This window comes from Flavobacterium sp. TC780 (assembly GCF_056783245.1).
Genome location: NZ_JBXBAV010000061.1, coordinates 1 through 13,737, shown reverse-complemented (window position 1 = coordinate 13,737; position 13,737 = coordinate 1). Strand labels below are relative to the sequence as shown.

Below are 13,737 nucleotides of genomic sequence, written 5' to 3'. Positions count from 1 at the left end.
TATTACTGATCCATTACGTATTGCTAAGGTTAATACATGCTCCTGCTTCAGGAGGCAGCACCTATATAGCTTCATTAGACAAATCAAAACCTGTGTTTATCTATTCAATTGGAGCTGGACGAAGTGTAGCCTTAGAAAAAGAATTATTAAAGAATGGCTTCAAAAAGGCCTACAGTTTAGAAGGTGGGATTGCCAATTGGATTGGAAACGGAAAACCATTTTATGCTAATTCTAAAAGTAATTATCCTTAACTGAATACAATAAAATTATTGCCGATAACAATAGTGTTTTAGTAGATATTGGATCTAAATACTGTGCTCCATGTAAAAAAGTAAAACCAATTTTAGAAACAATTCGAGCGCAATATGGTAGCAATTTAAAAATTGTTGAAATCGAACTCGAAGACAGTCCACAGGTAATTGCAGATTTAAAAACCATAAACGTTTTCCCAACCTTGCTTATATACAAAAAAGGAAAAATCATATTCAAAAAAGAAGGTATCAGCGATTTAAAAAATGATCTTGATGTGGCTTTGAATTAAGGTTAAAAAAAGGTACTGAGGTTCTGAGTTCCGATAGCTATCGGAACAAAGGTTCAAAGGTTTCCTTTAGAGACGCACCGCAGTGTGTCTAAAGATTCAAGGGTTTTAAAAATATTTAGGTATTTACCCTTAGATTATCATACCTGCAAGGTCAAAAAGACCTTGCAGGAAAATAAATAAAAATATTAAAATGTCAATTAAAACAAAACAATATATCATTCACGAAGATTGGACAGTAGTTCTTTTAGGATTTTTAATAATAGGAATATCGCTTTTATTTTTCTCCCTTCTGTACCTGTATTCAAGTGGTCGGATGAAACAGATTTGCTAAATAGTGTATTCGATTTCGGAAATCTACAAATCATTGGATTGCAATTTATATACCTTATTTCAATAGGTACGATCGGTGCTTTTTTAACTGGAAAGCCTATCAAAAATTTTCTATTTGGCTTTCCAATCGTTTATATATTAACTATAATTGCTTTGATTATTGCAGGGAATACTACGATAAAAGGATTCAATCTAGAAGCCGTAATTTTTAGTTTGATTATTGGTTTAGCTATTGGTAATTTATTTAAACTTCCAGAATGGTTTCGTTCCGCTCTTTCTACAGAAAAATTTGTAAAAATAGGATTGGTCTTATTAGGAACCAGTGTCATCTTTTCAGATATCCTTAAAGCTGGTACTTTAGGATTAGCCCAGGCTCTGATAGTAGTATTATCAGTTTGGTACTTTGCTTTTTGGCTGTGCAAAAAATTAAAAATCGATGATGAGTTAACGATGATGATTTCCAGCGCTGTTTCCATCTGCGGAGTATCGGCAGCTATTGCAACTTCTGGTGTTATCAAAGGAGATTCCAAGAAACTTTCTTATGTTATTTCGATGGTATTGGTAACTGCAATTCCTATGATGATTTTCATGCCTATTATTGCTAAATATTTCAACTTCCCCGAAGAGGTAACTGGAGCTTGGTTAGGCGGAAGTATAGATACCTCAGGAGCTGTTGTTGCATCGAGTTCACTAGTAGGAGAAACAGCGCTAAAAATAAGTACGATTGTAAAATTCTCTCAAAATGTATTATTAGGATTAGCTGCTTTTGCCATATCCGTTTATTGGACCTATACACATAATAAATCGGACGAAGCTATTGCATCAAAACCTACATTAGGAGTTATTTGGGAACGTTTTCCAAAGTTTGTCATTGGTTTCATAGCCGCTTCCTTAGTTTTTTCGTTCCTTCTTACATCTGAAGTTCGTGAAGAAGTTAAGGACAGTTTAAAGAATTTACAAAGCATTTGGTTTGCTCTGGCTTTTACAAGTATAGGTTTAGAAACCAATTTTAAAGATTTATTAAGCAACAACAGTAAAAAACCATTGTATGCCTTTTTAATAGCACAGTTATTCAATGTAATTATTACACTAATAATAGCCTTATTGTTATTTAGTAATTAAAATTACAGGCAGAGTTTGCCAACAAAAATTTAAAATAAAATGAAGAAAACATTTATTACACTAAACCTCTTGCTTTCGGGAGTTGTTATAGTTAGCGCACAAAATAAAATAACTCCTGAAACATCAAAACCAAATATTATTCTTATTATGGTGGATGATATGGGCTATTCTGATTTAGGGAATTACGGTTCCGAGATTAAAACACCAAACCTCGATAAACTAGCCAAAGAAGGATTACGATTGCGAGAGTTTTATAATAACTCTATCTGTGCACCAACGAGAGCTTCTCTGTTAACTGGGCAATATCAGCATAAAGCAGGTGTTGGATTCTTTGATGTAAATCTTGGATTGCCAGCATATCAAGGGTATTTAAACAAAGAATCATTAACTCTGGGAGAAGTTTTCCGCTCTGGAGGCTACAGCACTTTATTATCAGGAAAATGGCATGTAGGTTCTGAAGATCAAGCACAATGGCCAAACCAAAGAGGATTTGATAAATTTTACGGAATCTTAAAAGGAGCATCAAACTATTTTGATACCAAAGCTTTGCCTTTCGGAAAAACACGATATCCTGTAAAATTACTAAGAAACAATGTCGAACTACATCCAAAAGATGATTCCTATTATTTCACTGATGAAATAGGAAATAATGCGGTAACATTTCTAGAAGAACAAAACAAAGAGAACAAACCCTTTTTCTTGTATTTAGCATTTACAGCACCGCACTGGCCATTACAAGCGAAACCAGTAGATATTTCTAAATACAGAGGGAAGTTTGATGAAGGTTGGGATATATTAAGAGAAAGAAGAATTGAAAAGCTAAAAGAAAACGGAATCCTTCAAGCCAATCAAACCATTGCGCCAAGAGATCCTGAAGTACCTGAATGGAGCAAACTAACCTATGATGAAAAACAATTCTGGAAAGCCAAGATGGAAGTTTATGCAGCAATGGTTGACAACATGGACCAAAATGTTGGAAAAGTTTTAGATAAATTAAAAGCATTGAAAAAAGATAAAAACACGCTAATTATTTTCATTTCTGATAATGGTGCGCAAGGCGGTTTTAATAGCTACAATCAATTAAACAGAGGTCTTGTCAGAAATACTGGGCCAGTAGGAACATCAGGATCATTTGATTATCAAGAACAAAACTGGGCTTATTTATCTAATACTCCATTACAACAATATAAAAATAACATGCACGAAGGAGGTTTTAGCTCTCCATTTATAGCATGGTACCCATCACAAATAAAAGCAGGAAGAATTGATAAAGGAACAGGACATATCATAGATCTTGCCCCTACTTTTTATGAATTAGCCAGAATAGAATATCCCAAAGAATATAATGGTGTGACGACAAATCCTTTGGTTGGGAGTAGTTTGTTACCTGTTTTATTTAATAATGTTTCGCAGGTAAATCGAGGCACACCATTATTTTGGGAAAGAGCTGGAAACCGAGCCGTACGAGATGGTAAGTGGAAACTAGTTTCAATATATCCATCGTACGAATGGGAACTTTATAACATTGATACTGATAGAGGTGAAACTACCAATATCGCACAGCAAAATCCTGGAATTGTAAATCAATTATCAGAAAAATATTTTGACTGGGCCAATAAAACAGGAGTAGTAGAATACAGCAAATTTAAACTGAAAACAGAGCAAATGCCTGGTGGAGCTCCTCTAAAAAAATAGTTGCTTTTTTTGATATTTTAGGCAACTATAAAAAAAGCGATAGTCTTTGGGCTATCGCTTTTTAATTTCTGAAAAATAAAACCAAATAATTATCACAAAAAAAGGGATAACACCTATAAATAAAACAACATAAGTGTTAAATAACAAAGAATACACAATCAAAAAGGAATCAAATATTAAATTTTTCCTAATTAAAATTGTTTATTTCAAAAAATAGACACTGTTTTTGATTAAAATGTTACACATTACACATAAATAGATCATTATGTGATATTTGATGTTAAAAAACAACATCTATTAACATAAATTTAAGACATTTGAAAACTAACCTTAAACTTTAAAAAAATGAAAGTTAACTTAAAGTATTATTTGTGGCTATTGTCGGTATTAATAATGCAAATAGCCAATGCACAAGGAGGATTAATATCTGGTAAAGTTACCGATACAAGAAAGATCCCTATTCCTGGAGTAAATATCCTCGTAAAGGAACAAAAACCAGTACCCAAACTGATTTTGATGGAAATTTTAAAATAGCAGCAAACAAAGGTGATATCTTAATTGCGAGCTATGTAAGTTTTGCAACAGTTCAGGCACCAGCGTCAAATTTAATGACGATTGAATTAACCGAAACTCAAAATGAACTCGATGCAGTTGTAGTTGTTGGTTATGGTACACAATCTAAAAAGAATTTAACAGACAACATTGCCAGGGTAACAGCAAAAGACATACAGCAAGTACCCGTCTCTAACCTACAAAATGCATTGGTCGGTAAATTAGCTGGTGTACAAATCACACAGACAAACGGTAAAGTAGAAGGAGGAATAAGCGTTAGAGTTCGTGGAGCAGCAAGTATTAGTGCAGGGACACAACCCTTATATGTATTAGATGGTATTCCGTTAATTACAGATGATGAGTCAGGCAATGGAGCTCCAACCAATCCTTTATTGACTTTAAGTACAAACGAAATCGAATCTATTGACGTCCTAAAAGACGCCTCATCAGCTGCCATTTATGGTGCTCGTGGTGCAAATGGAGTGGTAATAATTACTACTAAAAGAGGAAAAGATGGAAAAGGTACTTTCTCTATTAATATGTCCCAAGGAATTAGTGAAGCTACACATAAAAAGAAATGGTTAAACGCTAAGCAATATGTTGAATTATTACTAGAAGCAGGTAGAAATGTTAATGATTTAGCATCGGTAGAAGACGAATTGGAATTTTTATCGCAAGGAACAGATTGGAGAAATGGAGAGATAGACACAGACTGGCAAAAAGAAGCCCTAAAAACGGGTTATACAACTGATGCTGATTTTTCTGTTTCAGGTGGTGATGATAAAACTAAATACTTTATATCAGGTTCTTACAACAAAACGATAGGAATTATTGATAGTAATAGTTTAGAAAGATTAACAGCCAGAACCAACTTATCTCACAAAGTATCTGATCGCTTTACAGCTGGAATGAATATTGGTTTTTCGAGATCATTTATAAATAGAGTTCAGGATGATAATTCATTTTCAAGTCCATTACAATCTGTGGCACAAGCACCAATATCTCAAGCTAGATTAGCAGATGGAAGCGCTAACCCTAATACAGAATATTCAAATTATCTTTTAGCAAAAGACAATACATTCTGGAAAACAATTATGAGAAGAGTTATCGGAAAAGTATATGGAGAATTAAAATTATTTTCATTTTTAAAATTTAATTCAGATTTTTCATATGATCTTTTAAGTCAGACAGAAGATTACTGGCAAGGAAAAAATGCTCCGTTTATGGCAACAGATGGTGCTGTATTTGCAACCTCAGTTAACACCGAAAATTATGTTTTTAGTAACTATTTTACTTTCGATAAAACATTTGCAGGAAAACATACTATAAATGCTGTTGCTGGTATGGAATTCAACAAATACAACAGACGTTATCAGGATGTGAATAGTATTTATTTTCCAAATGACTCTTTCCAAACTGTTGATGGTGGTGCCGAAGTAAATGAAGGTCATGGAAGTCAAACTGATTATGCCTTCGTTTCTCAATTTGGAAGATTAAATTATAGTTATGACAATAAATATCTTTTTAAAGCCAGTATCCGTCGCGATGGTTCTTCTCGTTTTGGAAAAAATGAAAGATTTGGAGTCTTTCCAGCTTTCTCAGCTGGTTGGGTTATATCACAAGAAAATTTCTTAAAAGAAAACCCAGTTTTAACCTATTTAAAGTTAAAAGGAAGTTGGGGTAAATTAGGAAATGCCGAAATAGGAAATTTTGCCTCTCGCCAATTGTACAAACCGAATCCTTACAACTTAAAATCGGGTCTTACTTTTGATCAGCCAGGAAATGACAATCTTACTTGGGAAAAATCAACTCAAACTGATGTAGGATTTGAAATCGGATTCTTAAACAGAATCTCTATAGAAGCAGATTACTATCAAAAAGATACCGATGGATTGCTTTTTGATGTCCCTCTTCCTAAAAGTGCAGGTGCTGGAACAACCGGAACAATCAGCAAGAATATAGGAAAGATTAGAAGCAATGGTTTCGAGTTTACTTTAAACACAAAAAACTTTGAAAATGAAAATTTTAAATGGAATACAAGCTTCAATATCACTACAAACAAATCTAGAGTAAAATCATTACCTAACGCTAACACAGATATTATCAAGGATTATAACATCAATAGAGTTGGCGAATATATTTCCTCATTTTACTTAGTCGAATATGCTGGCGTAGATCCAGAAAATGGAGATGCCCTTTTTGTAAAAAACACTATAAATGCTGATGGAAGTATTGACAAAAGTACAACTAATGATTATAGCGAAGCAAAAAGAGTTATTACAGGAAACCCTTTTCCTACTTTAATGTCTGGTTTAACAAACACCATCACTTATAAAGGCATTGATTTTTCATTTACCTTCCAGGGAGAATGGGGAGCCAGTATTTATAATTCGGCAGGAATATACCAATCTACGGCAGCTGATTATTTTGACAACCAAACATTGGATCAATTAAATCGTTGGCAGAAACCTGGTGATATCACAAAGGTTCCTCAGGCAAGATTTGGAGGAGCTAACGGGACCCAGGAATCTACTCGTTATTTAGACAAATCAGATTTTGTTCGTTTAAGAAACATTACTTTAGGATATTCTTTACCTAAAAAAGCAGTAAATGACATGGGAATGAGCAATCTAAGATTTTATATTACAGCTGTTAACCTATTTACTTTTACAAATTATAAAGGCAATGATCCTGAAGCTAGAAGAGACGACAATGATGCTATTGGACAAGATTTTTACTCAGCTCCACCAGCGAGAACAATTGCTATGGGAGTAAATATTAATTTTTAAACGAACAAAAATGAAAGCAAATAAAATAATTTTATATCTATTTTTCGTAATGCTTTTTGCAAGTTGCGAAAATGAACTGAATGTAGAGCCTAAACAAAGAGAAGATGCCTCAATCACTTTAAGTACAGAAGCAGGTATAACAAACATACTTACTGGAACCTATGCATTGGCAGCAAATGGTAATGCTTATGGTGGAAGAATTTTAGTCTATGCTGATTTATTAGGAGTTAGTGCAGCAATAAACACAACAGATTTTAGATGGAGAGGAACTTTTGGTGAATTAAGACAGATGTACAATAAAGAAATGTTGTCTGACAATATAATCATTGAAGGCACTTATTCCAGATGTTACGAAATGATCAATGCAGCAAACACTGTAATCGAAAACATAGATAAAGTTAAGGATCCAAATAAACGAACAGTAATGATTGGTGAGGCCAACTTTCTACGATCTCTAGCCTATTTTGATCTGGTTCGCTTTTTTGCAAAACCATATGTGAGTGGTCAGGCTAATAACCAATTAGGAGTTGTAATAAGACCTAATGCTATTTATAATTTTAATACTGATCTTTCTAAAGAAAGAAGTACTGTTGATGAAGTCTACAAAGTAATCATAGATGGACTAAATCTTGCTTATGCTAATTTACCTGATCAAAATAGCTTTTATGCTGATAAGTATGCTGCAAAAGCATTATTAGCCAGAGTATATTTGCAACAAGGCAATTATGATGAAGCAAGAGATGCCGCCAATGATGTTATAGAAAATAGCGGACATGGATTGTCTCAAACCTATGCTGCGGCTTTTAATCACGATACAGATCTAACTGAAGATGTATTTGCCATACAGATTACAAAACAAACAGGAGTAAATGATGTAGTAACTTTCTATGCCTCTGAAAGCAATGGGGGACGCAATGGTGATTTTTCTATCAGAGATCATTATTTAGAAAAATTTAGCAATCCTGATGACAGAGCTGCTTTTAACTATGTAGATGATGGAACTGGAAGAACACTAACATCTAAATATACAGATCAATTTGCGAATGTAGGTATTATTCGTTTAGCCGAAATGTACTTAATAAGAGCTGAAGCTAATTTCAGAAAAGGAACTGCTCTTGGAAACGCACCGCTTGATGATATCAATATTATTAGAACAAGAGCAAATGCAGATAATTTATCAACTCTTACTCTGGATGATATATTATTAGAACGCGAATTAGAATTAGGAATGGAAGGTTTCTTAATCCATGATATTAAAAGAACTAAGCGCTCTATTGATATTAGTGAGGATGGAGACGGAACTAGCTTAATTCTTTATGACGCTAATAATTTGGTATTCCCAATTCCGTTAAAAGAAACTGATGCCAATAAAAAAATCACTCAGAATCCAGGATATAGTAACTAACAAAAAAAACATTCGTTGCGGCGAATGTTTTTTTTTATCTAATTTCAGACTGCTATTTAATTTCTAAAATCGTTCAAAGATTTTTCAATAATTGCCAGACACTCACGAATCTGAGCTTCCGTCATTACCAATGGTGGCGCTAATCTAATTTTGTTTCCGTGAGTTGGTTTTGCTAATAAGCCATTGTCTCTAAACCTAAGGCAAATTTCCCAGGCTAAATCAGAATCTTCACCACAATTTATTACAATTGCATTTAATAATCCTTTACCACGAACTAACGTAATCAGGTTATTTCTTTCAGCAATTTCATTTAAACCTTTTCTTAAAATAATTCCTAAACGTTCTGCATTTTCAGCTAGATTTTCATCTTTAATTACTTCAAGTGCAGCAATAGCTACTGCAGCTGCAACAGGATTTCCTCCAAAAGTAGATCCGTGTTGTCCAGGTTTAATAACATTCATAATTTCGTCATTACACAAAACAGCTGAAACAGGATAAACTCCTCCAGAAATTGCTTTACCTAAAATCAAAATATCAGGCTGTACATTTTCATGATGAACCGCTAATAATTTACCAGTACGTGCAATTCCAGTCTGAACTTCATCTGCAATAAATAAAACATTATGCTCTTCACACAATGCTTTTGCTTTTGCTAAATATCCTTCAGAAGGAACATAAACTCCAGCTTCACCCTGAATTGGTTCAACCAAGAATCCTGCAATATTGTTTGAAGATTCTAAAGCCTTTTTAAGAGCATCTAGATTATCGTATTCAATTTTTATAAACCCATCTGTAAATGGACCAAAGTTTTTACGAGCAGTTTCATCATTAGAGAATGAAATAATTGTTGTTGTTCTACCATGAAAATTATTCTCACAAACAATAATCTGAGCTTGGTTCTCTGGAATACCTTTAACCTCATAAGCCCATTTTCTACACACTTTAAGTGCCGTTTCAACAGCCTCAGCACCTGTATTCATTGGTAAAACTTTATCAAAACCAAAATATTTAGTCACGAATTCCTCATAAGGGCCTAATTGATCGTTATAAAAAGCACGCGAAGTCAATGTAAGTTTTTGAGCTTGATCAACCATTGCCTTCACAATTCTTGGATGACAATGCCCTTGATTAACTGCAGAATAAGCAGATAAAAAATCATAATATTTTTTCCCATCTACATCCCAAACATAAACACCCTCACCTCTTTCTAAAACTACTGGAAGTGGGTGATAATTATGAGCTCCATACTTATTTTCTTTTTCAATCAAGATTTCTGATTTTGATGAAAGGTTTTGTTTTGTCTGCATGATTATTTAATTTTTAAACTTAATTTACAAAATTAGCCATTTTTATATATTTCACAACAATAAAAAGTTATTATGACTTAAATTTTATTTATTTTACATAAATATTAATTTCAAAGTAGTTTTTTCAAGTCATTTTAAAACAAAACTAATCTATTTAGTCTCCTATTTGAAAATCGCAAAAAATAATTACTTTTATAACTAACAGAAACAATCATTTTAATTCAGAATAAAACAATGGATATATTAGACGAATTCGATATCAGTATCATAAAAGAACTGGAAAAAGATGGCAGAATGGCCTTCTCCTCTATCGCTTCAAATCTGAAAATTTCAAATACAATGGTTCATCAGCGAGTTAACAGACTGATAGATCATGGTATTTTAACCGGAATTAAACCTGTTGTTAATGAGAAAAAAATTGGATATGATTGGGCATCTTTTACAGGAATTACACTTAACAAAGATTCAGACTCAGATCGTGTAATACAAGCCTTAAAGGAAATCCCTGAAATTACTGAATGTTATTTTGTAACAGGTTCATTTACGCTTTACATAAAAATTATAGCTACAAATCATGAACACATGAGAAAAATACTTTACGAAAAAGTTGATAGCATTCCTGGTATTGCAAAAACCGATTCGATTATAGAATTAGGATGCGCTTTTAAGCGAAATATTACTTTATAATCAACCTTATAAACCAAAAATATGCGTTTACAAATACTTTTATCAGTTGTTTTGTTTTTCTGTAAATCAGTCTTGTTTTCGCAAACAATTGTTCCAAATCCGTCTAAAAGCGATTTCTCAGGAACACTGTCTTTTTTAGCTTCTGATTGGATGCAAGGCCGTAACCCAACCCAAAAAGGCGGTTTTATGGCTTCTGAATATATTGCATCAATGATGGAATTATACCAATTAGCTCCTTATAAAAATAAAGCTGCCTATTTTCAAGATTTTAAAATCCTTGAACACGCTGTAAAAAAAACATCCTTTGAAATAAAAAAAGGAAATAAAGTAACACTCCTTCTTTCACCAGAAAACGATTATCAAGTCACACCAATTACGCAATCTTTACAAAAAGAAGCTCCAATCGTTTTTGCAGGCTACGGATTAAGTCTAACCAAAGAGGGCTATGATGATTATACAAAACCGAAAATGTAAAAGGAAAAATTGTTATTGTTTTAAAAGGATTTCCAGGACATGAGGACAGTACTTCGACTTCATACCTGAAATTTAAAAAATTATTCCCTGAAGTAAACAATCTGGAAGAAATCAAAATACAAACTGCCATTACTAAAAATGCAGCTGCTTTAATTATCATAGATGGGAACGGTGATCAAAAATTTAAAAATTCCAAAGAAAATGCTCTTTTTCCATTTTGTTAGAAAACCCAATTACAACCGCTATACCTATTTTTAAATTAAGTAAATCTGCGGCTGAAAAAACTTTTTTCGGGTAGTACTATCTCATTAGAAACAATTGAAAAAAATTCTGCAAAAAAATTAGGCATTACTGCTACTGAATTAAAAAACACAAGAATTAATTTCTCAATTGAATTGCAAACAGAAAATTTCCCTGTTCGAAATGTTTTAGGAATGATTCGAGGAAAAGATACTACTAAAACTATTATTGTAGGGGCGCATTACGATCATTTAGGAATCATAAATGATACAATCTATAATGGTGCCGACGATAACGCTTCGGGAGTTTCAGGAATGTTGGCATTAGCGAAGAACTGGTCTGAATCAAACTCAAACCACCATGCAATATCTTATTTGCTTCTTGGACTGCAGAAGAAATGGGACTTTTAGGAAGTCAATATTTCATCCAGAATTTCGATCTAGAGAAACAAAAAATAGTACTCGCCATCAATATGGACATGATCTCAAGAAGTGCTCCAGATGACAAAACCCATCGAGTTTTAAGCATTGGAACACAGGAAGGAAGCGATAGCTTAAAAGAAATAGTTACTTTTAGCAATAGCAAACTTTCTAAACCTTTTACACTCGATCTTTGGGAAACCAATGGACATACCGGAAGTGATTATGCTTCTTTTGCCGCTAAAGGAATTCCTGTTATGACTTATTTTAGTGGCTTCCATGATGATTATCACTCCATGCGGGATATAGCTTCAAAAGTAGATTTAGACAAAATAAAAGATATTCTTTTTATAGTAAATACATCTCTCTTAAGATTTATTTCAAATATGCCTTAACCAACCAAATAAAACCATGAAAAACCAGCTACCATTCAAATACTTGTTTAAAAAACAACTATTGATTTCACTCCTATTCATGAGTTGCCTTCTTCAGGCACAAACACCTAAAGGAAAACTTTTTATAATTGGCGGTGGGGATCCATCTGATAATTTGATGAAACAAGTCTTAAGTGTTTCCGACTTAACAAAAAAAGATTACATCGTCGTTTTACCAATGTCTAGTGAAGAACCAGATAGCTCCTTTATCTTTTTTAAAACACAAATGCTAAAATTAACAACAAATCCAATTGTGATGTTCAATTTTAATAAAGAAACTGCACAAAATAAAACATTAACTGACTCGCTACAAAAGGCAAAACTAATTTTTATAAGCGGAGGCGACCAAACACGTTTTATGAATATAGTTCAAAATACTCCGATAAAAACAGCCATTCAAAAAGCTTATGAAAACGGAAGTACGATTTCTGGAACAAGCGCAGGAGCAGCAGTAATGTCGGAGAAAATGATAACAGGGAATCAAAAATTACAAAAAGAATATTCAGGAACTTTTGATAATATTAGGTATGATAATCTAGAAACCTCAGAAGGTCTAGGATTAATAAAAACTGCTATTATCGATCAGCATTTTTTAAAGAGAAATCGCTACAATCGACTCTAACAGCTCTAGTTGAATTTCCTAATTTAACTGGAATTGGAATTGATGAAGCTACTGCAATTATTGTTCGGAACAATCAAGTTGAAGTTGCAGGCGATAGCGAAGTCATTGTAGTTAGAAATCCAAAAGGAATTTTAAAAGCTAAAAATAACAACCTGATATCCATAGAAAGTCTGCAAATGAGCATTTATACGCCTGGTCAAAAATTTAATATCAAATAACTATGTTCAATTACCTTCAAATAATAAAACTAAGCTTTGTTCTTTCTTGCATAAGTTTTCAAATTTCTGCGCAGAAAATAAACACAAAAGAAATTTATCGTCTTGAAAAATTGGCACAGCAAGTCACTATAATTCGAGATAATTGGGTATTCCACATGTTTATGGGAAAACTGATGCCGATGCTGTCTTTGGATTACTATATGCACAATGCGAAGATGATTTTAAGCGAATTGAAATGAATTATATTGAGAAACTAGGGCGCCTTTCAGAAATAAAAGGGCAATCAGTCTTATACAATGATCTCGAAATTCGTCTTTTAATTGATACACAAGAAGCAAAATCAGATTATAAAAAAGCACCTGTCTGGCTCAAAAAACTTTTAAATAGTTATGCTGATGCAATCAATTTTTATTTATACAAACATCCAGAAGTAAAACCAGCTCTTTTAACTCATTTTGAACCATGGTTTCCTTTGCTTTGGACAGATGGAAGTATTGGAGCCATAAGCACTGCCGATCTTACAACTGGCGAATTAAAAGCTTTTTATTCTGGAAATAATAACAAAGTAGCCTACGTAGAAAGAGAAAAAAATGTACAAACAGGCTCAAATGGTTTTGCTTTTTCACCATCAAAAACAGCTGATGGAAATGCTATTTTATATATTAATCCTCATACCACTTTTTACTTTAGACCTGAAGTTCAGGTAACAAGTGAAGAAGGACTAAATGTATATGGAGCAGTAACTTGGGGGCAGTTTTTTGTTTACCAAGGTTTTAATGATAATTGCGGTTGGATGCACACATCATCAAATGTAGATGTTGCTGATATGTATGCCGAAAAAATCATTACTAAAAATAATAAAAGGTGCTGCCTCCCTAACAACAGGAGCATGTATTAACCTT

At 33.2% G+C, this 13,737-nt stretch carries 14 protein-coding genes; 13 read left to right on the top strand and 1 reads right to left on the bottom strand.

Annotated features, from left to right (window positions below; genetic code table 11):
• The 7 genes from AC1RYN_RS05990 to AC1RYN_RS05960 all read left to right on the top strand — a co-directional run.
• Positions 1-251: rhodanese-like domain-containing protein (locus AC1RYN_RS05990; protein WP_481806219.1), on the top strand; the 251-nt coding region annotated here is incomplete at its 5' end.
• 14 nt (positions 252-265) lie between these two features.
• Positions 266-541, top strand: coding sequence for a thioredoxin family protein (locus AC1RYN_RS05985; protein ID WP_481806221.1), 276 nt, complete (start codon positions 266-268; stop codon positions 539-541).
• A gap of 369 nt (positions 542-910) precedes the next feature.
• On the top strand, positions 911-1,993 hold the full coding sequence (locus AC1RYN_RS05980; RefSeq protein WP_481806218.1) for a YeiH family protein: 1,083 nt from the start codon (positions 911-913) through the stop codon (positions 1,991-1,993).
• 39 nt (positions 1,994-2,032) lie between these two features.
• Positions 2,033-3,688, top strand: coding sequence for an arylsulfatase (locus AC1RYN_RS05975; protein ID WP_481806217.1), 1,656 nt, complete (start codon positions 2,033-2,035; stop codon positions 3,686-3,688).
• A gap of 345 nt (positions 3,689-4,033) precedes the next feature.
• Entirely contained in the window at positions 4,034-4,222 is a 189-nt protein-coding gene (locus AC1RYN_RS05970; RefSeq protein ID WP_481806216.1) for a hypothetical protein, read from the top strand.
• Positions 4,219-7,029: a SusC/RagA family TonB-linked outer membrane protein gene (locus AC1RYN_RS05965; protein WP_481806220.1), complete on the top strand. Its 2,811-nt coding sequence runs from the start codon at positions 4,219-4,221 to the stop codon at positions 7,027-7,029. Before AC1RYN_RS05970 ends, AC1RYN_RS05965 begins: the two co-directional genes overlap by 4 nt.
• Positions 7,030-7,039: 10 nt before the next feature.
• The gene (locus AC1RYN_RS05960) at positions 7,040-8,434 is read left to right on the top strand and encodes a RagB/SusD family nutrient uptake outer membrane protein (RefSeq protein ID WP_481806215.1); all 1,395 of its coding nucleotides are present in this window, start codon (positions 7,040-7,042) and stop codon (positions 8,432-8,434) included.
• Positions 8,435-8,490: 56 nt separating this feature from the next.
• On the opposite strand, the gene rocD is transcribed toward AC1RYN_RS05960, so the two are convergent.
• Positions 8,491-9,741 carry an ornithine--oxo-acid transaminase gene (gene rocD / locus AC1RYN_RS05955; protein ID WP_481806214.1) on the bottom strand — a complete coding sequence of 417 codons (1,251 nt, stop codon included), beginning with the start codon at positions 9,739-9,741 and terminating at the stop codon, positions 8,491-8,493.
• Between the two features lie 234 nt (positions 9,742-9,975).
• On the opposite strand from rocD, the gene AC1RYN_RS05950 reads away from it, so the two are divergent.
• The 6 genes from AC1RYN_RS05950 (at position 9,976) to AC1RYN_RS05925 (ending at position 13,733) form a co-directional block, all read left to right on the top strand.
• Entirely contained in the window at positions 9,976-10,428 is a 453-nt protein-coding gene (locus AC1RYN_RS05950) for an Lrp/AsnC family transcriptional regulator (RefSeq protein ID WP_481806213.1), read from the top strand.
• A gap of 21 nt (positions 10,429-10,449) precedes the next feature.
• Complete coding sequence (locus tag AC1RYN_RS05945) at positions 10,450-10,902, top strand: hypothetical protein (RefSeq protein ID WP_481806212.1); 453 nt, start codon at positions 10,450-10,452, stop codon at positions 10,900-10,902.
• Between the two features lie 395 nt (positions 10,903-11,297).
• Positions 11,298-11,552 carry a M28 family peptidase gene (locus tag AC1RYN_RS05940; protein ID WP_481806211.1) on the top strand — a complete coding sequence of 85 codons (255 nt, stop codon included), beginning with the start codon at positions 11,298-11,300 and terminating at the stop codon, positions 11,550-11,552.
• Entirely contained in the window at positions 11,540-11,956 is a 417-nt protein-coding gene (locus tag AC1RYN_RS05935; RefSeq protein WP_481806210.1) for a M28 family metallopeptidase, read from the top strand. The genes AC1RYN_RS05940 and AC1RYN_RS05935 overlap by 13 nt, the downstream gene beginning before the upstream one ends.
• 16 nt (positions 11,957-11,972) lie before the next feature.
• On the top strand, positions 11,973-12,617 hold the full coding sequence (locus tag AC1RYN_RS05930) for a cyanophycinase (RefSeq protein WP_481806209.1): 645 nt from the start codon (positions 11,973-11,975) through the stop codon (positions 12,615-12,617).
• Positions 12,618-12,977: 360 nt separating this feature from the next.
• Entirely contained in the window at positions 12,978-13,733 is a 756-nt protein-coding gene (locus AC1RYN_RS05925) for a penicillin acylase family protein (protein WP_481806208.1), read from the top strand.
• The last annotated feature ends 4 nt before the right edge of the window (positions 13,734-13,737 follow it).